Source organism: Embleya sp. AB8, assembly GCF_049739465.1.
In the GTDB taxonomy this organism is placed as follows: domain Bacteria; phylum Actinomycetota; class Actinomycetes; order Streptomycetales; family Streptomycetaceae; genus Embleya.
In genome coordinates this window covers 102,173-121,509 of sequence record NZ_JBMHHY010000024.1, presented here as the reverse complement: position 1 = coordinate 121,509, position 19,337 = coordinate 102,173, and the positions used below count along the sequence as shown (strand labels likewise).

At 70.7% G+C, this 19,337-nt stretch carries 22 protein-coding genes and 1 pseudogene; 12 read left to right on the top strand and 11 right to left on the bottom strand.

What is annotated here, in order from left to right; genetic code table 11:
- Nucleotides 1–36: 36 nt before the first annotated feature.
- On the top strand, nt 37–486 hold the full coding sequence (locus ABIA38_RS32205) for a phospholipase (protein ID WP_424642417.1): 450 nt from the start codon (nt 37–39) through the stop codon (nt 484–486).
- Here the strand turns inward: ABIA38_RS32205 and ABIA38_RS32200 are convergent.
- From ABIA38_RS32200 to ABIA38_RS32190, 3 genes are all read right to left on the bottom strand, one after another.
- Nucleotides 470–1,702: an MDR family MFS transporter gene (locus ABIA38_RS32200; protein WP_424642464.1), complete on the bottom strand. Its 1,233-nt coding sequence runs from the start codon at nt 1,700–1,702 to the stop codon at nt 470–472. The two genes, ABIA38_RS32205 and ABIA38_RS32200, sit on opposite strands and share 17 nt — an antisense overlap.
- 110 nt (nt 1,703–1,812) lie before the next feature.
- A complete protein-coding gene (locus ABIA38_RS32195; RefSeq protein WP_424642416.1) occupies nt 1,813–2,931 on the bottom strand; it encodes a PLP-dependent cysteine synthase family protein in 1,119 nt (372 codons plus the stop codon).
- Between the two features lie 129 nt (nt 2,932–3,060).
- A complete protein-coding gene (locus tag ABIA38_RS32190; protein ID WP_424642415.1) occupies nt 3,061–3,525 on the bottom strand; it encodes a hypothetical protein in 465 nt (154 codons plus the stop codon).
- A 743-nt stretch (nt 3,526–4,268) separates the two neighbouring features.
- Between ABIA38_RS32190 and ABIA38_RS32185 the strand changes: the two genes are divergently transcribed.
- The 3 genes from ABIA38_RS32185 to ABIA38_RS32175 all read left to right on the top strand — a co-directional run bounded on the left by ABIA38_RS32185 (nt 4,269) and on the right by ABIA38_RS32175 (nt 6,824).
- Nucleotides 4,269–5,183 carry an SDR family oxidoreductase gene (locus ABIA38_RS32185; protein WP_424642414.1) on the top strand — a complete coding sequence of 305 codons (915 nt, stop codon included), beginning with the start codon at nt 4,269–4,271 and terminating at the stop codon, nt 5,181–5,183.
- Between the two features lie 209 nt (nt 5,184–5,392).
- Entirely contained in the window at nt 5,393–5,548 is a 156-nt protein-coding gene (locus ABIA38_RS32180; protein WP_424642413.1) for a hypothetical protein, read from the top strand.
- 100 nt (nt 5,549–5,648) lie between these two features.
- The gene (locus ABIA38_RS32175; RefSeq protein WP_424642412.1) at nt 5,649–6,824 is read left to right on the top strand and encodes a serine hydrolase domain-containing protein; all 1,176 of its coding nucleotides are present in this window, start codon (nt 5,649–5,651) and stop codon (nt 6,822–6,824) included.
- A gap of 221 nt (nt 6,825–7,045) precedes the next feature.
- Here the strand turns inward: ABIA38_RS32175 and ABIA38_RS32170 are convergent, their stop codons facing one another.
- Entirely contained in the window at nt 7,046–7,939 is an 894-nt protein-coding gene (locus ABIA38_RS32170; protein ID WP_424642411.1) for an SDR family NAD(P)-dependent oxidoreductase, read from the bottom strand.
- A 133-nt stretch (nt 7,940–8,072) separates the two neighbouring features.
- On the opposite strand from ABIA38_RS32170, the gene ABIA38_RS32165 reads away from it, so the two are divergent.
- Complete coding sequence (locus ABIA38_RS32165) at nt 8,073–8,810, top strand: TetR family transcriptional regulator (RefSeq protein ID WP_424642410.1); 738 nt, start codon at nt 8,073–8,075, stop codon at nt 8,808–8,810.
- An 88-nt stretch (nt 8,811–8,898) separates the two neighbouring features.
- Here ABIA38_RS32165 and ABIA38_RS32160 read toward each other — a convergent pair whose 3' ends face one another.
- Nucleotides 8,899–9,192: a hypothetical protein gene (locus ABIA38_RS32160; RefSeq protein WP_424642409.1), complete on the bottom strand. Its 294-nt coding sequence runs from the start codon at nt 9,190–9,192 to the stop codon at nt 8,899–8,901.
- Nucleotides 9,193–9,428: 236 nt separating this feature from the next.
- On the opposite strand from ABIA38_RS32160, the gene ABIA38_RS32155 reads away from it, so the two are divergent.
- Nucleotides 9,429–10,136: a TetR/AcrR family transcriptional regulator gene (locus ABIA38_RS32155; RefSeq protein WP_424642408.1), complete on the top strand. Its 708-nt coding sequence runs from the start codon at nt 9,429–9,431 to the stop codon at nt 10,134–10,136.
- A 159-nt stretch (nt 10,137–10,295) separates the two neighbouring features.
- On the opposite strand, the gene ABIA38_RS32150 is transcribed toward ABIA38_RS32155, so the two are convergent.
- Nucleotides 10,296–11,360 carry an RNA polymerase sigma-70 factor gene (locus tag ABIA38_RS32150; protein WP_424642407.1) on the bottom strand — a complete coding sequence of 355 codons (1,065 nt, stop codon included), beginning with the start codon at nt 11,358–11,360 and terminating at the stop codon, nt 10,296–10,298.
- A 185-nt stretch (nt 11,361–11,545) separates the two neighbouring features.
- Between ABIA38_RS32150 and ABIA38_RS32145 the strand changes: the two genes are divergently transcribed.
- Nucleotides 11,546–12,031 carry a carboxymuconolactone decarboxylase family protein gene (locus ABIA38_RS32145; RefSeq protein WP_424642406.1) on the top strand — a complete coding sequence of 162 codons (486 nt, stop codon included), beginning with the start codon at nt 11,546–11,548 and terminating at the stop codon, nt 12,029–12,031.
- Between the two features lie 100 nt (nt 12,032–12,131).
- Here the strand turns inward: ABIA38_RS32145 and ABIA38_RS32140 are convergent, their stop codons facing one another.
- Nucleotides 12,132–12,485 carry a hypothetical protein gene (locus ABIA38_RS32140; RefSeq protein WP_424642405.1) on the bottom strand — a complete coding sequence of 118 codons (354 nt, stop codon included), beginning with the start codon at nt 12,483–12,485 and terminating at the stop codon, nt 12,132–12,134.
- A gap of 202 nt (nt 12,486–12,687) precedes the next feature.
- On the opposite strand from ABIA38_RS32140, the gene ABIA38_RS32135 reads away from it, so the two are divergent.
- Nucleotides 12,688–13,185, top strand: a complete 498-nt coding sequence (locus ABIA38_RS32135) for a hypothetical protein (protein ID WP_424642404.1) — start codon at nt 12,688–12,690, stop codon at nt 13,183–13,185.
- A 45-nt stretch (nt 13,186–13,230) separates the two neighbouring features.
- On the opposite strand, the gene ABIA38_RS32130 is transcribed toward ABIA38_RS32135, so the two are convergent.
- The gene (locus tag ABIA38_RS32130) at nt 13,231–13,659 is read right to left on the bottom strand and encodes a GNAT family N-acetyltransferase (RefSeq protein WP_424642403.1); all 429 of its coding nucleotides are present in this window, start codon (nt 13,657–13,659) and stop codon (nt 13,231–13,233) included.
- Between the two features lie 240 nt (nt 13,660–13,899).
- On the bottom strand, nt 13,900–14,745 hold the full coding sequence (locus ABIA38_RS32125; RefSeq protein WP_424642402.1) for an aminotransferase class IV family protein: 846 nt from the start codon (nt 14,743–14,745) through the stop codon (nt 13,900–13,902).
- Nucleotides 14,746–14,937: 192 nt separating this feature from the next.
- Between ABIA38_RS32125 and ABIA38_RS32120 the strand changes: the two genes are divergently transcribed.
- Complete coding sequence (locus ABIA38_RS32120; protein WP_424642401.1) at nt 14,938–15,909, top strand: helix-turn-helix transcriptional regulator; 972 nt, start codon at nt 14,938–14,940, stop codon at nt 15,907–15,909.
- Nucleotides 15,910–16,119: 210 nt separating this feature from the next.
- Here ABIA38_RS32120 and ABIA38_RS32115 read toward each other — a convergent pair whose 3' ends face one another.
- The gene (locus tag ABIA38_RS32115) at nt 16,120–16,548 is read right to left on the bottom strand and encodes a hypothetical protein (RefSeq protein ID WP_424642400.1); all 429 of its coding nucleotides are present in this window, start codon (nt 16,546–16,548) and stop codon (nt 16,120–16,122) included.
- 245 nt (nt 16,549–16,793) lie between these two features.
- On the opposite strand from ABIA38_RS32115, the gene ABIA38_RS32110 reads away from it, so the two are divergent.
- The gene (locus ABIA38_RS32110) at nt 16,794–17,354 is read left to right on the top strand and encodes a hypothetical protein (protein ID WP_424642399.1); all 561 of its coding nucleotides are present in this window, start codon (nt 16,794–16,796) and stop codon (nt 17,352–17,354) included.
- A 110-nt stretch (nt 17,355–17,464) separates the two neighbouring features.
- Here ABIA38_RS32110 and ABIA38_RS32105 read toward each other — a convergent pair.
- Nucleotides 17,465–17,833: pseudogene (locus tag ABIA38_RS32105) on the bottom strand (VOC family protein); the annotation flags it as partial.
- Between the two features lie 100 nt (nt 17,834–17,933).
- Here ABIA38_RS32105 and ABIA38_RS32100 point away from each other — a divergent pair.
- Both ABIA38_RS32100 and ABIA38_RS32095 read left to right on the top strand, forming a co-directional pair.
- Nucleotides 17,934–18,632: an alpha/beta fold hydrolase gene (locus ABIA38_RS32100; RefSeq protein WP_424642398.1), complete on the top strand. Its 699-nt coding sequence runs from the start codon at nt 17,934–17,936 to the stop codon at nt 18,630–18,632.
- Between the two features lie 41 nt (nt 18,633–18,673).
- On the top strand, nt 18,674–19,309 hold the full coding sequence (locus tag ABIA38_RS32095) for a C39 family peptidase (RefSeq protein ID WP_424642397.1): 636 nt from the start codon (nt 18,674–18,676) through the stop codon (nt 19,307–19,309).
- The last annotated feature ends 28 nt before the right edge of the window (nt 19,310–19,337 follow it).

Genomic DNA, 19,337 nt, shown 5'->3' with positions numbered 1-19,337 from the left:
CCGTATCCGGGTGCGTCGGAAACCTGGAGGTAATTGATGCGTCGGCTGAGCACAACCCTTGCTGCCGCTGCAATGACGGTTGTCGCCGGTGTGGCCGTGGGGTCGCCCGTCAACGCTGTGCCGGCGGACAAGGCGCAGGTCCTGTCCAACTGGACGCAGACCAGCGCGAGTAGCTACAACGCATGGAACTCCGCCCGGCAGCACCAGGGTTCGTGGACTGCATACGCCTTCGACTGGTCGACGGACTATTGCAGTTTCTCGCCGGACAACCCGCTCGGCTTTCCGTTCGCCAACTCCTGCGCTCGCCATGACTTCGGATACCGCAACTACAAGGCGGCCGGCGCCTTTCCCGCCAACAAGGCGCGGCTCGACAGTGCGTTGTACGAGGACCTGAAGCGGGTGTGTGCCCCGTACGGTGCGGTGGCCCGGGCCACGTGCAACGGCACGGCGTGGACCTACTACCAGGCGGTCAAGCTTCTTGGCTGATCCCGATCCCGATCGTGGGTGCCGGGGTCGGCCGTAGCAGGCCCCGGCGGCTCAACCCGGCGACCGCGAGGGCCGAGAGCAGGCCCGTTGCGGTCAGGGCGAGCCACGAAAGAGCAGGGTGGCCGGTGTCCCACAGCGCCCCGATGGCGAGGTTGCCGAGGGTGATGCCGATGCCGCAGATGGTGTTGTACAGGCCGTAATGCGTGGCCACCAGGCGGTTGCGGGCCAGCGATACGACGGTGTCCATCTCGAACGGGTAGATCACCACCGTCCCGATCGCCAGCACGATGGTGGTCACGAACAGCGGGGCCAGGCGTAGCGCCCCGCCGCCGGTCGGCATGGCTGGGAGCAGGAGCGGGGTGAAGGCGCCGGCGGTCAGCATCAGGCCGCGGTGCAGGGCCTGTTCGCGGGTCCAGTGGGATTTGATCCAGGTGGTGATGCGCGTTTGACCGGCCACGGCGACCAGTGCCGAGGTGGCGAACAGGGCACTGGTGAGGGCCTGTTCGTGGCCGGGCGCGGCGGCGCCGGCCCGGAGGGGGAGGGCCAGGTAGAGCTGGAAGGTCAGGACGTATGCGCCGGTCATCGCCGCGGAGAAGAGCAGGAACGGCCGATTGGCCACCACCACCCGCCAGTTGCCGCCTTCCGCGCCCGGGGTCCGCGTCGGCACCGTGCGGCGCAGACCGTATGCCTGTGCGACCGTGAGTCCGGCGAACAGTACGGCGGCGACCGTACACACCAGCCGGAAGTCGACGTTGAGCAGCGCGATGCCGACCACCGGGCCGAGCAACATCCCGGCCTGGTACGCGATGTTGAACAGGGCGAAGGCGTCCACCCGGCGCTCGCCCGCCTCGGCGGCGAGGTGGGCGCGTACGGCGGGGTTGAACAGCGCACCCGCGAACCCGGTCAGTGCCGCGGCGACGAGGAGCGTCGGCAGGGTGACCCCGAAGCCCAGCAACGCGAACCCCGCCGTCCGCAACGCACAGCCCGCCAGCATGACCGGTTTACAGCCGAGGCGGTCGGCGAGCGCGCCGCCGACCAGGAACAGCCCCTGCTGGCACAGGTTGCGCGTGCCCAGGACCAGGCCCACCGACCACGCGGCCAGGCCCAGGTCGTCGGCCAGGTGCGTGGCGAGGAACGGCATGAGCATGTAGAACGCGGTGTTGATCGTGAACTGTTGCAGCATCAACAGCCGTACCGCTGGGCTGAAGGAGCGCAGGCTGGGTCGCCGTCGCTGCCGTCGCTGCCGTCGCTGCCGTTGCTGCCGCCGCTGCCACCGCCGGGTCGGGGAGGTTTCGGGGGTCTGGGGGGCCTGGGGGGTCTGGGGGTTCACCGCGCACCCGCCCTGCTCGTGAGCGCCGTCCCGCGGTCGAGGGGGCAGCGGGTCCAGCGTTGCACGGGGCGTTCCCGGGGGTGGGTGAGTGTGTCGGGTTCGGGCTCGGGGGTGTGGTCGAGCAGGTGGTGGGTGCGGCAGTAGGTGTCGTTGTAGATGGTGTCGACGTAGCGGTGGATGCCGTCGGGGAAGATCGCCGCGATGCGCGTACCGGCGGGGTGGGTACGGGCCGCCCAGCCCGCGACCAGGGCGACCGCGCCGACCGACCAGCCGCCGGCGGCGTAGTGGTGTGCGGCCAGCGTGCGGCAGGCCCAGACCGCCTCGGCCGGGGCGACCCAGTGCACCTCGTCGAACGCGGCGTGGTCCACGTTGCCCGGGTGGATGCTGCTGCCGAGGCCGCGCATCAGTCGGGGGCCGGCGGGTTGGCCGAAGATGGTGGAGCGTACCGAGTCGACGCCGACCAGGCGGGTGTCCGGGTGCAGCGCGCGCAGCGTGCGGGCGACGCCGGCCGAGTGTCCGCCGGTGCCCACGGCGGCGACCAGGATGTCCACGCGGCCCAGCTGTACGGTCAGTTCCAGGCCGAGGCCGGTGTACGCGGCGGTGTTGTCGGGGTTGTTGTACTGGTCCGGACACCACGAATCCGGGTGGTCCGAAAGCAGTTGCCGGACCCGGTCCCGACGGGCCTGCTGCCAACCGCCGAACTCGTGGGGTGCGTCGACGACTTCGACGGCGGCGCCGTGGGCGCGGAGCTGGTGGTGCAGGGACGGTTCCAGGCCGGGATCGGTGACCAGGGTCACCGGGTGGCCGTAGGTGATCCCGGCCAGGGCCAGGCCCAGACCCAGGGTGCCGGAGGTCGACTCGACGATTCGGGCGCCCGGGGCGAGCTCGCCGCGTTCACGGGCGCGGGCGACCATGTGCAGCGCGGGACGGTCCTTGATGCCGCCGGGGTTGTGACCCTCCAACTTGGCGTGGAAGCCGCGTCCGTGGGTGGCGAAGGGTGCGCCGATCCAGAGGGTTGGGGTGTTGCCGACGAGTTCGGCGACGGGTCCGGGGTGGAGCGCGGTCGCGTATGTCGTGTATGTCGCGTGTGGGGTGTGGGCGGGTGATGTGTACATGGCCTGCCTGGTCTTCCCGCGATCCGTCCCGGGGGAGGGCGCGGATCGGCGTACGTGAGCGGGTGTGCGCGGGGCGCGGCGCCGTACGCGCGCGCCTTCGACGGGCGACGCGTGCGTACGGTGGGCCGCTCACGTACGGCTGACGCAGACCAGTTCGCTGCGGGATCGCCCGTGCGGAGGGGTGGGGGCGGGTCGGCCGAGGGGCGTGCCTGGTGGGCCTTCGGTCCGTGGGGTGTGGGCGATGGCGGGGAGCAGGCCCAGGACGAAGAGCAACAGGGCCAACGCCTCTGCGGGACCGAGCGGATCGGGCGCGAGGGGGTGCCCAGCCCGGGCCTGATCGGCTGCGGCGTTGACGTCGGCGTCACCGTCGACGACGTGCCTTGCCGCGTGTTCGGGGGCATCGGCGTGCAGGGTGGGAATCGCCGCTACATCCTCGGCGACGGCGGGCACGATGGCGGCGGTTGCCACGGACGGAGGGCCGTCCGACGCATGCCCGGCGGCCGAGACGAGATGCCCATGGGCCAGCAGCGCGGCGGCGAGCAGCACGACCACCGCCCACACGCCTCGCCGACCCACATCCACGCGCCACGCCATGGCCAGAGTGTAAGCACAAAGTGACGAAGGCTAACGCAACGCACTCATTCGGATGGTTCTGCCCGACCCCGGGAACCACCGCAGCCGACAACCGAGTCACCCCCTCGACCCGTCCGCGCGCCCACCCGCCCGCGCCCCTCGCCCGGCCACCCACACGCGTACCTGGCCGCGCGCCCGCCTGATCGACTGCCCGTACGGCCGTCCGCCCGTCCGCCCGTCCGCCCGTCCGCCTGCCCGTCCGCCCGTCCGTCCGTCCGTCCGTCCGCCCGTCCGTCCGTCCGCCTGCTCGTCCGCTCGCTGGCCCGTCCGCCCGCTCGCTCGTCCGCTCGCCCGCTCGTCCGCTCGCCCGTCCGCTCGCCCGCTCGTCCGCTCGTCCGCTCGCCCGTCCGCTCGCTCGTCCGCCCGCCCGCCCGCTCGTCCGCTCGCTGGCCCGTCCGCCTGCTCGCCCGCCTGCTCGTCCGCTCGCCTGCTCGTCCGCTCGCCTGCCCGCTCGCCCGCTCGCCCGCTCGCTCGCTCGCTCGTCCGCTCGTCCGTCCGCTCGTCCGCTCGCTCGTCCGCTCGTCCGCCCGCTCGTCCGCCCGCTCGCCCGCTCGCCCGCTCGCCCGCTCGCCCGCTCGCCCGCTCGTCCGCTCGCCTGCCCGTCCGCTCGCCCGCTCACCCGCTCTCCACCCCACCCATTCGCGCGCCGACTCGCCGGGAATTGTTGACGTAGGTTGTCAGGGATTGGGGGTGAGGATGGGCGCATGACGAAGGCATTGAGTGGCAAGGTTGCGTTGGTTGCGGGGGCGACTCGGGGGGCCGGGCGGGCTATCGCGGTGGAGTTGGGGGGTGCCGGGGCGACCGTCTACGTGACGGGACGAAGCACGCGGGAGCAGCGCTCGGAGATCGATCGGGTCGAGACCATCGAAGAGACCGCGGAACTCGTGGATGCCGCCGGGGGGCGTGGGATCGCGGTCTGCGTGGATCATCTCGTGCCGGGCGAGGTCGAGGCGTTGGTGGCGCGGATCGACCGTGAACAGGGCCGGTTGGACGTCCTGATCAACAACATCTGGGGCGGCGAGGGGCTGTTCGGGTGGAACGAGAAATTGTGGGAGCACTCGCTGGATAAGGGACTGCGGATCCTTCGGTTGGCGATCGATACGCATCTGATCACCAGTCACTACGCGCTCCCGCTGCTGATTCGGCGGCCGGGTGGGCTCGTGGTGGAGATGACGGACGGTACGGCCGAGTACAACGCCGAGCACTACCGGAACTCGATGTTCTATGACCTGGCGAAGACTTCGGTGATCCGGTTGGCGTTCGCGCAGTCGCAGGAATTGGCGTCGTATGGCGGGACCGCGGTGGTGGTGACGCCGGGGTGGATGCGGTCCGAGTTGATGCTGGACCTGTTCGGCGTCACCGAGGAGACCTGGCGGGACGCGCTCACCAAGGAGCCGCACTTCGCCATCTCGGAGAGTCCGACCTACGTCGGCCGTGCGGTCGCGGCGCTGGCCTCGGACCCCAACGTGGCACGCTGGAACGGCAGTTCGTTGTCGAGCGGGCAAATGGCGAGGGAGTACGGGTTCACCGACGTCGACGGCAGCCGCCCGGACGCGTGGCGATACATCGTCGAGGTACAGGACCCGGGCAAGCCGGCCGACACGACGGGCTACCGCTGACGGCCGAGGCCGGGGCCGAGCCCGGATAGGCTGAACGGCCGCAACACGCCGCGGGTCGGGGTGTCCCGGCGCCGAGACACGGGAGCGACGCCTCGGCACACCCGCACCACTGTTCAACCGTGGGCGCCGGCGGCGAGCGTGACCCATCACGTTCCGCCGCTCGCCGGCCGTCCCGTGCGGAGAGCCGCCACCGGGAAAGCCACCGCCGGGTGACCCGCGCCCGCCGGTCCCGCGAGCTTCCGGGCGTGCTGTTCGATCACTCCGTCGTCTTTGTCTTTGTCTTTGTCTTCGTCTTCGCCGTTGTCATTGTCTTCGTCGTCGCCTTTGCTCTTGCGGCGCAAGCGCCCCACGCGCAACACCGGTGACCTACGCTGCCGCCGAAGGACCGCACGAGTACCGCACAGCTACGGCACAGCTCTACGGCATGGCGCCGAGTACAGACGACTCTCAGGAGCGGAGCGGGGAATGGCGATACGCAAGAGATCAAGGGCCGCCGTGGTCGGTTTGGCGGCGGTCGCGCTGGTGGCCACCGCCTTCGCGGGTCCCGCCCGGGCATCGGGGGATCCGGCTGCCGCGACGGTCGGCCACCAGGGGACGCAACGTGCGATGGACGCGGCTGTACGGGCCGGGGTCCCCGGCGTCACCGCCGCGGCACGAGATGCCGACGGAGTCTGGAAGTCGGCGTCGGGCGTGGGCAACCTGAAGACGGGTGCGCCGCGCGGCAAGAACGACCGATTCCGGGTCGGCAACCTCACCAATACATTCGTGGCAACCGTCCTTCTCCAGCTGGAGGCGGAGAACCGGCTCGCGCTCGACGACACCGTGGAGCGCCATCTGCCCGGCCTGGTGCGGGGCAACGGCAACGACGGCCGCGAGATCACCGTACGGCAGCTGCTCAACCACACCAGCGGCCTGTTCAACTACCTTGCCGACAAGGAATACGGCGAGACGTACCTGGAAGGCGACGGCTACCTCCGGCACCGGTACGACACCCTGACGCCCGAGCGGCGCGTGGACGTGGCCCTTTCCCACGAACCGTCGTTCAAGCCCGGTGCCAGGCACGCGTTCTCCGCCACCAACGACGTCCTGGCCGCGCTGATCATCGAGGAGGCCGGCGGCAGGTCGTACGAGGACGAGGTACACGACCGCATCATCGAACCCCTCGGGCTCGAGGCGACGTCCAACCCCGGCGACCGGATCCGCCTGCCCAAGCCGAGCAGCCGAGGCTACTCCAAGCTCTTCGCGGCGCAGCCGGACCGGATCGACGATGTCACCGAGATGAACGGGTCGCAGGGCTGGGGCAACGGCGACATCGTCTCCAGCGCAGCCGATCTGAACCGGTTCTACGGGGCTCTGATGCGTGGGAAGCTGCTGCCGGCGCGGCAGTTGGCGGAAATGAAGACGACCGTCGACAACCCCGAGTTCCCGGGCGCGACCTACGGGCTCGGCATCGAACGGTTCACGCTGGGCTGCGGCACCACGCTGTGGTTCCACGACGGAGGTGCCGTGGGGTGGATCTCCGCGGTCGCCACCACCGAGGACGGCCGCCACCAACTCGCGTTCAACTACAACGCCACGTGGGGAGCGGAGACCCTCCTCCCCATCCTGAACGCCGAGTACTGCGCCACGCCTTCCGGCTGACGCCGAGTCAGGCCACGACAACGCCCCCGCTCCCCATCGCGCGCGAGACCGAAACGAGTGCCCCCCCGCCCGCCCGCACCGCCACTTCCCGGTGCGGGCTGTGGCGGTCCGACCCCGATTCCGGTGTTCCGCTGTTCCGCTCGGTCACAGTCGTGTCGGCGCAGCGGCCCGGCCGCCGGCGGCGCCGGTCAAGAGCGTGGCCTTGACCGCGAACTGCCCTATTACGCCCCGGCTTCCCGCGCGACGGCGGCCGGGTCGGCGGGGTCGGCCGGGTAATCCTGACCGAAGTCGGCCGACCGGCTCACCGGTTCCCACCTGGCCGCCTCCTCCAGTTGGCTGCGCGAGTAGCCCTGCGCCATCTCGACGGCACCGGCCCCGAGGATGAGGTGGGAGGGGAGGGCCGGCTGCCTGACGAGTCGGACCAGGATCTCACCGGCCCGCTCGGGGTCGCCCTGGGAGGACACCTCGCTCTGGAACAGGCGCACCATCTCCCCGACCGTCGACTCGTACTCGGGCGCGACCTCCGGGACCTGCATCGAGGCTCCGGCCCAGTCCGTGGCGAAGCCGCCCGGCTCCACCACCAGGCACCTGATGCCGAACGGCGCCGTCTCGGCCGCGAGCACTCGGGTGAAGCCGTCCACGGCGAACTTGGCCGCCTGGTACGACCCGAGCCCCGGCGTGCTGCCGACCCGGCCGCCGATCGAGGAGAACTGCACCATCGTGCCGCCCCCCTGGGCCCGGAGGACCGGGAGCGCCGCCGTCGAGACGTTGTAGACCCCCCAGAAGTTGGTGTCGAACTGACGGCGGAAGTCGTCCTCGGGCGTGGTCTCGATCGCCGAGGTGTTCGCGTATCCGGCGTTGTTGACCACCACGTCGACCCCGCCGAAGTGGTCGACCGCCGCCTGTAGGGCGGCCACGGCGGCCGGCCGGTCGGTGACGTCGAGCGCCACGGGGAACACCCGGTCGCCGTACTGCTCGACCAGGTCGGCCAGTTGCTCGGGCCGGCGGGCGGTCGCGACGACTCGGTCGCCGGCCGCCAGCGCGGCGCCGGTGAGGGAGCGGCCGAAGCCGCGCGAGGAGCCGGTGATGAACCAGGTGAGGGTTTCTGCAGTCATGCTTCTAGCGCAACACAGTTTTGTTATTAGTGCAACCTTGTTGTGGTAATTGGGCGTACCCGCGCGTGTCGCCGCACCAATCGCGCAACGGGGTCGCCGTATTACCGAAACCCCGTTTCGTTATGCTGGGGTGGTGACCAACGCCGATGCCGACTTCCTGCGCGCTCGCAGCCCCGAGGCCAAGCGCTTCCGCGAGGAGGCGATCCTCGCGGCGGCGGCGCGCCTGGCGACCAGGGATGGGGTGCGGGAGGTGACCGTGACCGCCATCGCCGACGAGGTCGGCATGCACAAATCCGCGATGTTGCGTTACTTCGAGACACGCGAGGACATCTTCCTGCGCTTGGCGGCGAACGCCTGGCGGGACTGGTCGGCCGAGGTGCGCAGCCGCCTGGAGGACAGGCGCCTGGAAGACAGGCGCCTGGAAGACAGGCGCCTGGAAGTCGGTACGCCTCGCCCCGCCTCCACCGGTGGGCCGGAGTGGGATCGCACCGCCCGCTCGATCGCCGACACACTGGCCCGGTCGCTGGTGGCCCGCCCGCTCTTCTGCGACCTGCTGGCCCACACCCCGCTGAATCTGGAACGCAACGTCTCCACCGACACCGTCCGGGCCTTCAAGCGTGTCGCCATCGCGGAGGTCGCGGCGATCGGCGCCACGCTGGGCACGATCGCGCCGCTGGATCCCGAACAGGCGCAGGGTGTGGTGGTGACCGCCACGTCGATGGCCGGTGCCCTGTGGCAGATGGCCGCCCCCGGCACCCGGCTGCGCGCCTTCTACGAGACCGATCCCGAACTGTCCCACTGCATCGTCGACGTCGAACCCAGGCTGGCCGACATCCTGACCGCACTGCTCACCGGCTACGCGGAGTTGTAGCGGCGCTGAGCACGTACACGTACACGTACACGTAGACGTAGACGTGCGCATAACCAGTAACCGGTCGTGTACCGCGTCGGCACAGTCTTCAGGGTCGGCGGGGCCGGTGGATGGTGAAGAGGAGGGCGGCGGACGCGGCGACGATCAGGGCGACGAACGCCGGGTGGATGTCCTTGGACAGGCTTTGCGCGCCGTCGGGTCGTACCAGCCACACGGTGAGCGGGATCGCGAAGGCGACGGCCACGAGGGCGGCCGTCGCGCGGATCGTTCGGTCGTGGACTCGGGTGAGGGCGCCGTACAGGGCGATGGCCACCGGCACCACGGCGAGGAGGGCGAACTGGGCGAGGACCATGACGGGGACCGCCCAGGCGGAGATGGTCACCGCCCGAGGGATACGCCGGTCGGTCCGTGCGGGGGATGTTGTCGAGACTGACATGACCTTCTCCTTGTTTTTGCTTCTTGTGCGGGCTTCCTGTGCATGCTTCCCGTGCATGCTTAGGTGCTTTGCCGTTCGTTATAAGTTGTAGCGCTCGTGATTGGCCATCGTCAAGAACTTTCGTGATACCTTCTCACTGGAACTTGAGTGTGTAGCTGCCGAGGTTCGACGAGGGGTATGGCATGGCGGAGACCGATACGGCGACCCCGCGCGAGCGTTATCGCGCCCAGGTGCGCGCGGAGATCAAGGAACACGCCTGGGCGCAGATCGCCACCGACGGAGCCTCCGCGCTCTCGCTCAACGCGATCGCCAAGCGGATGGGCCTGAGCGGACCCGCCCTCTACCGCTACTACGCCGGCCGCGACGAGCTGATCACGGAGCTGGTCACCGACGCCTACCGCAGCCTCGCCGACACCCTCCGCGCGGCCGGCGCGTCGGCCGGCCCGGATCCGGCCGCGCTCGCGTACGCCCTGCGCGACTGGGCCCTGGCGGATCCGCAGCGATATCTCCTCATCTTCGGCACGCCCGTTCCCGGCTACCACGCGCCCGACGACGTCACCGCGATCGCCGACGGGATCATGGCGATCATGCTCGACGCCTGCACCGCCGTGATGCCTGCCGACGGCCCTGCGGATGGCCTCGCAGATGGCCTGGCGGAGTCCGCCGCGTCGCCGCTCGACGCACACCTCGCGGACCTCGCGGACCACCGGCAGTGGGCGCGCGAGCATCCCGCGTCGCCCGCCGTCCTGCATCGGGCCCTGGTCTTCTGGACCCGGCTGCACGGCGTCCTGTCCCTGGAACTCGCCGGACACTTCACCGGAATGGCCTTCGACGCCGCCCTGTTGTACGCGGCCGAACTGGAGGACCTGTTCGCCGATCGCCACCGGTGAGCGCCGAAGCGCCGAAGCGCCGAAGCGCCGAAGCGCCGAAGCGCCGAAGCGCCGAAGCGCCGAAGCGCCGAAGCGCCGAAGCGCCGAAGCGCCGAGCCCGCCCGATCGTGCGCCGGGCACGTCGTGTTCGTGCCCGATTCGTTCCCGAGCGCCCCGGCCTCAGCGGCGCAGCGTCGTCTCCTGTCGCAGGTGCGACATCTTCTCGGGGTTGCGCAGGGCGTAGAGCCCGGTGATGAGCCCGTCGTCGATGCGCACCGCCACGACGGTGTCGATCGCGCCGTCGTGCCCGAGAATCAGCGCCGGGTAGCCGTTGACGTGGGCCGGCCGCAGCGTGCCGACGGCGGCCATCCGACCCAGCCCGGCGGTCAGCAGGCGGGCCACCTTGTCGGCCCCCACGACCGGGTGCAGAACGGCCTGCCTGATGCCGCCGCCGTCGCCCAGGAAGACGACATCCGGCGCGAGGATGTCGAGCAGGCCCTGGAGGTCACCCGTCTCGGCCGCCCGTCGGAACGCGTCGAGTGCGTCCCGGGTCTCGGCCGGCGAAACCAACCCGCGCGGTCGACGTGCCGCGACGTGGGCCCGGGCCCGATGGGCGATCTGGCGGACCGCGGCCGGGCTCTTGTCGACGGCTTCGGCGATCTCGTCGTACCCGAGGTCGAACACCTCGCGCAGCACGAACACCGCCCGCTCGGTCGGCGTGAGCGTCTCCAACACCAGCAACATCGCCATCGAGACGCTGTCGGCCAGTTCGACGTCCTCGGCCACGTCCGGGGCGGTCAGCAGCGGTTCGGGCAACCAGGGGCCGACGTAGGACTCCTTGCGGCGGCCGAGCGTACGCAGCCGGCTCAGCGCCTGGCGAGTGGTGATCCGGACCAGGTACGCACGCCGATCCCGGACCGCGTCGAGATCGACACCCACCCAGCGCAGCCAGGTCTCCTGCAGGACGTCCTCCGCGTCGACGGCCGAGCCGAGCATTTCGTAGGCGACGGTGAACAGCAGGTTGCGATGGGCGACGAAGGTCTCGGTGGCGGGGTCGGTGCGCCCACCATCGGCGGCGGGCGGCTGCCCGGCCGGGTCCGCTGCGGGCTCGCTGTTCTCGCCGGGTTCGCCGCTCTCGCCGTGCTCATTGCGTTCGTCGTGCTCGCCGTGTTCGCCGCGTTCGTTGTGCTCGCCGTGTTCGTCGTGTTCGCCGCGCTCATTGCGTTCGTCGTGCTCGCTCTTCACCAGTTGCTCCTGCCTGTTCGCTCTCGGCGGTGCCCCGCGCACAAGACGCCGGTCCGCGCGGATTTGTGACACCCGGGAGCGGTGGCGCAGGTCACACCGCAGCTCCGTCACAGGCGGCGGGTCGCCGGCATCTCTTGTTCGTCCGGTGCCGGACCAAGTGCACCACCACGATTGAGGACGACGTCATGGAACCCCGTTTCAACCTGTTCGAGAACGAGATCAGCGCCAGGTTCAGCAAACGATTCTTCAATGCCAGTCAGGTGATCTCCCAGTCGCCGCTGCCGACTGGCACGCAGGAGCTGGTGTCGCTGCGGGTCAGCCAGATCAACGGCTGCGGCTGGTGCATCGACGCGCACGCCAAGGAGGCCGCCGCCGCCGGGGAGAGCACGACCCGGATCAACCTGGTCGCCGCCTGGCGCGAGTCCACCGTGTTCACCGAGGCCGAGCAGGCCGCGTTCGCGTTCGCCGAGGAGGGCACCCGGCTTGCCGACGCCCACCACGGCGTGTCCGACGAGACCTGGGCCCAGGTGCGCGAGCACTACGACGACGACCGCATCGCCGCGCTGGTCGCCCTGGTGGCCCTGGTCAACGCGGCCAACCGGCTTGCGGTGACGGTGCATCAGCGGGGCGGTTCCTACGAGCCCGGCATGTTCGCGGGCCTGACGAGCTGAGCGGTGGATGAACTTTTGCACATCGGCCCGGCCCGGATCGTTCGATCCGGGCCGGGCACGGCGGCGGTCGCCGTGGCGCACGCTCGTGGCAAGAGCAGGGTCAGTCGGCGTCGCCGAAGCGGACGGAGCGCAGCTTGAGCGCGTCCGTGGCCGGCTTGCCGTGCGGCTTCAGGCGCCATTCGGCGCCCTTGCAGTCGGCGCCCACGTAGACCTTCGCCCAGTTGTCCGTGTCGTTGTGCGGCGCGTAGCCCGGCTCAAGTTTGTCGGAGCCGACGCCGTAGAGGTTGATGCACCTGCCGCTGTGCGGGTCGTGCAGGGTTGCGTGCCGCTCGTGGCCGTCGTCGTCGACGTACTTGTAGTGGAACGCGCCTTGGGCGGCCACGGACGTGCCGGGCAGCGACAGGACCAGCGCGACGGCGGCCACGGCGGCACCGGCCGCATTGCGGAGCTTCAAATCGAAATCCCTTCCAAAAGGCAACTTGTCCCGACCTTAGGGTCAATCCACCTGGAAGAGATGGCATTTCCGGAAGATCGCGCGTGGCGTGCCACGAGTGGGTGACGGCGGTCGCGGGGGCGACTGGAACGGCGCCCCCCGGCAGTGAGACGCTGGCCGTGCGGTGCGCCACGGCCGACGCGCGCCGAGAAGCGGAGGCGTGATGACTCGGCAACTGATGCGCTGGATGGGTTGGTTGCCGCGCCGGCGGCGCCGCCCGCCGGCCCGCTCGGCGGTGGCCGACACCACCGTCCCGGCGGCGCGCGTGGGCGACGGCCCGGCCGAGGCGCGTCGCCCGGCGGGCGCGGCGTGGGCGTACCGAACGCCCACTCCCGAACAGGTGATGATCGCCTTCGCCGACGAGGCGATCGCCAATGTGCTGATCCCGCGCTACCTGGCCGAAGCCGAGGCCCAGGCCCGTGGTTCGGGCAGCGCGTTCATGATCGGTCAGACTCGCGAGGAACGGCTCGCCTGGGAGCGGCACGGCCGACTGGAGTTGCTGACCTGGTGGGGTCTGCGCGACGAACTCGCCGGCCGGGTGGCCGTGACCGGGAGCCAATACCGACACGATCCCGACGCGTGGGAGCGACACCGCCGCGCCTACCGGGAGTTCGCCGCGCTGGTCCGGTGGGGGCACCGGCGGGGCTTCCGGACGAACTGACCCGGCGCAGGGGATGGGGCGGCGGAACGCTTGCCCGACGGGCGGCTATTCGCCGCCGGCCCCATGCAACGGGATCAGGCCCGCGTCCGTCGGCGCGAAGCCGCAGGCGTCGAAGTAGAAGCGTTTCAGGTGGCCTTCGAAGTCGACGTGCAACCACTCGCACCCCGCCGCCCGCGCCTCGCGCACCGCCACCGCGACCAGCGCGGCGCCGATCCCGCCGCCTCGGTGCCGCCGGTCCACCACGGTGTCCAGGACGAAGGCGTGGCCCCCGCCGTCCCAGGCCACGTTGACGAACCCGACCAGCCGACCGCCGGGTTCCCGTGCGCAGACCCAGCCGAGGCTGTGCCGACGCACCCGCGCGGACCAGCCGATGTCGACGGGCGGGTGGTCGAAGCCCTCGGCGTGCAGGGCGTTGAGGTCGACGTCGGCGAAGTCGCCTCGCCATTCGTATTCATAGGTATGGGTGACGGTCATGAGGGTGATCGTAGGAATCAGCGAACGGCGGTGGAGGAGGCCGGTGCCCGAGCAGCCGCCGCGTCGAGGCTCGGATAGGTCACGCCTTTCCTCGGGATCGGGGCCGGGATCGGGACCGGGATCGGGGCCGGCGCCGGGGCCTCGGGCCGGTAGAGCCGGTAGAGCCGGTAGGGCTGGTAGGGCCCGAGGCGGGGGCGACCGACCGACCCCCACCCCCGACGTCGCGGCGCCCTACGCGCCCTACGGCGCGGTGAGCGGTTCCGCCGCGTAGGCCCGGTGCAGCAGTTCGACGAACCCCGGCGCCTCGGGCACGGTCACGCCATCGATCCGGTGTACCGCCACCCCCGGCGTCCACGAGTTCATCACCACCGCACCGCTCAGCGTCGGCAGGTCGGCGAGGGTGATCTCCCGGTCGTGCTGCGGGACGCCGAGCCGGTCCAACTGCCGGCGGAGGATGGCCATCGTGATGCCGCCCAGCAGGTCGGCCACCGGCCAGACCACGGCGGTGCCGTCCCAGAAGGCCAGGTTCCAGATCGTGCCCTCGCTGAGTCGACCCCGCCGGTCGACGAACACGGCGTCGTCGAAGCCCTGGGCGACGGCTCGGCGCAGGTGGTAGGTCTTGGCCACCTCGCCGACGTGCTTGACCGCCGGGAGGTCGCGTTCGTGCTCGACGGCGGCCAGGGCCAGTGGGCCGGCGGGGCCGTTGTGGGGTGCGGCGGTACGGACCAGTACGTCGGGCTCCGTGTCGACGCCGCGCGCGGTGAACTCGCCTGCCGAGGAGTACATGGTGGCGGTCAGCGACCGGTCGGCCGGACCGTCGGCGAGGGCCGTACGCAGGAGCGCCCGGACCCGCTCGTCGGGCAGCGCCAGGCCGAACAGTTCCACGGAGGCCGAGCGCAGCCGCTCCAGGTGCAGGTCCAGGCCGCGGATCCGGCCGTCGCGTACCTGCATTGCGGTGAAGTGGGCATAGCCCGCGAAGGCGAGAGGCGTCAGGTCCTCGACGGTCGCCGGCCGCCCGTTGCGCTGGGCGCGCGGTGCGTCGTCGGGGGTGGTGGTCGGTGCGGTTGGGGTGGCGGCGGTGCTCATCGGCGGTCTCCCGGGGTCGTGGTCGTGCGCGCGGCCGATCCGTCGTTCATCGGCGGCGGCGGCCGGTACCGAGCCTGCCCCAGCGCGGGCCGATCGCCCAGAGCCCTGCTCTGCTTACGACCGGTGGTCCTACTACTGCCAGGGTCAGTCTCATTCGTACCGCTGTGCGTACGACCAGGAATAATGGCGGTCATGAACGATCGGCGTGGTGGGGAGGGCGGGGAGCCGGAGCGGGCGGCGGCGGAGGCGTATGCGGCGGAGCCGGGCGGCGGTGAGCACTCGCTCGACCCGCGTGCCGAGATCAGCGAGTTCCTGCGCAGCCGCCGGGCCCGCCTCGGGCCGGCGGACGTCGGGCTGCCGACCGGCGGGCGGCACCGGCGTGTACCGGGACTGCGCCGCGAGGAACTGGCTCAGCTCGCCGGGGTGTCGGTGGCCTACCTGACCCGGCTCGAACAGGGCAAGGGGCACAACGTGTCGGCCGAGGTGCTCACCGCGATCGCCCGGGCACTGCGGCTGACCGACGCCGAACGTGCCCACCTGACCCACCTGGCCAAGTGCCGGCACCAGCCCCGGGATCGGTACGTGTCGACGCGACGGCAGCAGGTACGCGCGTCGTTGCGGGGGTTGTTGGCCTCGCTGGAGGGGGTGCCGGCGTATGTGTCGGGGCGGCGTACGGACATCCTGGCCTGGAATCCGATGGCGGCGGCGCTGTTCGGCGACTGGGACCGGTTGCCGGCGCACGAACGCAACTGGGCGCGGCTGGTGTTCCTGCGGCCCGACTACCGGCGGCTGTTCCTGGACTGGGAGTCCAAGGCGGCCGACATCGTCGGTGCGTTGCGCCTGGACGCGGGCTGCTACCCGGACGACCCGCAGTTGTCCGCGCTGGTGGGCGAACTCTCGGTGAAGAGCGAGGAGTTCCGCCGCCTGTGGGCCCGGCATGACGTCAAGGAGAAGAACCACGGCACGATGCGCCTGCAGCACCCGCTGGTCGGCGACCTGACGTTGCCGTTCGAGTCGTTGCGGCTGCCCGACGACCCCGAGCAGGTCCTGACCATGTACCACGCACCGGCCGACTCCACCGCCGCCGAAAACCTTCGCCTGCTGGCCAGTTGGGGTGCGGACGCGACGACTGCGGACTCCCGCGCACCGGGGCCGGGGGCGTGAACGGCCTTCGCGCGGGCGCCTGAACGGCGTTTGTCGGAGCTGGAAGTGCGGACGCCGGAGCCGGAAGTGCCTTCGCCAGCGCCGGAAGTGCCGTCGCCGGGGCCGGAAGTGTCGTCGCCGGAGCCTGAACCGGCTTTCGATATGCGCTCCGGCGACCCCCGGGCGGGCCGCCGGGCCGCTGTCGGGTTGCGGGGTCCGTTGATCGGCGGGTCAGCGGTCGTCCAGGACGATGGGCTGGACCGGGCGGCTGCGGTCGCTGTCGGGTTCGATCGCGTCGACGACACGGGCGAGTTCGCTGTATACCCGGCGGGCTATCGCACCGTTGACGCCGAATCCGGAACGATTGGCCAGATTCATCGTGGCGATGAGGTGGGCCAATTGCGGGCCGGAGACGCGGGCTTCGATCATCCCGTTGGTGGTGCTGACGTCCTCGGCGCGTGGTGGGATGTACGTGCCGTTGAGGGACAACGGTGCCCTTTCGGCCTGTTCGTGGATGAACGCCCACGTGTCCTGATGGCAGTACACCTGGATGCTGGCGACGCCCGCGGCGGCTTCCATCCGTCTGCGATGCTCGATGCGCCGGTCCAGATCGTGGTACTTGGCGGCTCGTCGATCGCGCCACCAATCCCTGAATCCCATGCGAACTCCCTTCCCGAGGTGTCGTGGTCGGCTCGCGAACTCCACCAGCCCATCGTCGTGTCGCGGTATGTAATTGAATAATAACGCAGAGTTCCAAGCGTGCATGCCGGTTTTCCACAATCGAATCGGGACGCCGATTCCGCTGCGGTGCAGGCGTGTTGGGGTGATCGGTGCGATCAGTGTGATCGGTGCATTCGAGCGGATCGTGCCGTTCGAGGTCGCGCGCGATGTGCCACGCTGAGGGCATGTCGAGGCCGGGGGATCAGGGTTGGTCGTTCGCCACCACACGCGAGAGGCCGCTCTTCGCCGCATGCCGCGAGTCGGCCGCGCCGGACGTGGAGCACGCGCTGACCGGCGACGCGACGTTGTGCGGGATCTCGCGGGAGCGGGTGACGGTGTATCGACACCCGTTCTTCCTCCGGAGACCGGACGCATGCGTGGAATGCGCGCGGCGGGCGGCGGCCGTGCCCACCGAACCCGGCGTCCAGGAACGCCTGCACCGCCGACTCGAGGACGCGGTGCCGCGCCCGTTGCGGGACGAACTGCTCGAGCTGCTGCGCCGGGGCGCCGAGGTGCGGTTGTGGGTCGACGGCCCCGCCCACCGGATCATCCGATACCACGCGGAGCTGGACCGCATCATCGAGGGCCGCGAATCGACCTGGCCACTGGTGAACGCCCGCAGCGCACTGGGCCTGGCCCGCGTGGTCGCCGCCGACGGCCGAGAGTTCGTCGTATTCCTCCCGGAGGGCAACATCCCCTTCGTCACCCGCGCCGAGCCGAGGACGTCACGGCCGACGGACGCGTGAACCCGGGAGCGAGCGGCGGCCCACCCTCGGATGACGGGCGGGTGGGACGGGATAATGCGACGAACGGTGTTTGTGGGTACTGCGTCACCCGATGAAGAGGGTCCGCGTCAGCGCGAGGTGAGGACGCAGAACTCGTTGCCCTCCGGGTCGGCGAGGACCGTCCACGGCACGTTGCCCTGGCCCACGTCGGCTCGCGTCGCACCGAGATTCTCCAGGCGCGCGACCAGGTCCGATTGATGCGCGGCAGAGGTGGTGGCGAGGTCGATGTGCACGCGGTTCTTCACCGTCTTGGGTTCCGGCACGGCGACGATGTCGATGCAGACGGCGATGGGGTCGGGATAGGTGATGCCCTCGGGTTCGAGGTTGGTCACGCCGGGTTCCTCGCTGGAAATGCTCCAGCCGAGTGCCTCCGCCCAGAACCGGCCGAGGGCGGAATCGTCGCGAGCATTCATCGCAATCTGCACAAGCCGCGTCGCCATGCCGCCGATTCTATGCCGCGCACCACCCGGGAACCGCCGAGGTGTTCGGCGCCCCTTCGGCTGAACCGGCGGTGTCGGAGGCGTTGGGTATTGTGCTGCGATGACTGATCTTGTATTGGTGGCCGGTGCCTGGTTGGGCTCGTGGGCCTGGGACGACGTGGTGCCGGAGTTGCGGGCGGCCGGGCATGGGGTGCATCCGGTGACGCTGGCCGGGCTGGCCGAGCGGCGGGGTGAGCCGGTCGGGCAGCAGACCCACGTGCAGGACATCGTCGACGTGGTCGAGCGCGGCGATCTGCGTGATGTGGTCGTGGTCGGGCACAGCTATTCCGGCATCCCGGTCGGTCAGGCGGCCGAGCGGATCGGCGAGCGGCTGCGGCGTGTGGTGTTCGTCGACGCCAATGTGCCGACCGACGGGAAGTCGTTCGCGTCCGGGTGGGCCGGGCCGGCCGAGTTTGCCGCCGCGATCGCCGCCAACGGTGGGTTCTGGGCGCCGTTGACGGCGGCGGACTTTGTCGACCAGGGCCTGACCGACGAGCAGATCGCCCGGATCGTCGGCGGCTCGACGCCGCACCCGGGCGCGTCGCTGACCGAACCGGCCGTACTGGCCCGGTCGATGGGCGAGCTGCCGGCCATGTACATCAAGTGCCTGCTCGACGGTGACGAGCCGCGCGCGGAGGTGGCCGAGCTGCTGGCCACAAGCGAGCGGTGGCGTCGGGTCGACCTGGATACCGGCCACTGGCCGATGTTCTCCCAGCCGCGTGAACTGGCCGGGTTGTTGCTGGACGCCGCCGCCGCGTGAGCACGGCGGCTGCCCATTGGAAGGACCCAGTGGAAAAACCAGTGGAAGGAACCGGTTTGCTCGGCCGAACCACACGCCATGCGATCCCGCCGATCACCCAGTTCGCATCGCCGGAGCTGATCAACGCGATCGTCTACGAGGGCCATCCGCCCGGCGAGGATGACAACTGGCCCACCAGCGGCGCGGCGGACCGGGCCACGTACGCCTACTGGGCGCCGCGGGTGTGCGGGATGGCCTGTCTGCGGATGGCCCTCTACGCCCGGGACGGCCACGCGCCCACGCTGCACGAGTTGTTGGCCGGCTGCCTGGCGCACGGCGGATACGTGCGGAACGAGGACGGCAGCGTGGACGGGCTGATCTACCGGCCGTTCACGGCGTATGTCGCCGCCGAGCACGCGCTGCCCGCGGAGGTGGTCACCGAGCTGGGCCCGGGTCGGCTCGTCGCCGAACTCGACCTGGGCCGGCTGGTGATCGCCTCCGTGCACTGCGAGATCCGCCGTCCGGAGCGGCCCGCGCCCGGACGCGGCGGGCACTTGGTGCTGGTGACCGGGCATCGCGACGGGATGGTGGAGTTCCGCAATCCGTCGGGACACCGGCCGGAGGCCGTGGATGCCACACTCCCGCTCGACGTGTTCGACACGTTCGCCGCGCACCGGGGCGTGGTTTTGCACGTGTGACGGAGCCCGCTCGGCTCGGGTCGGACCG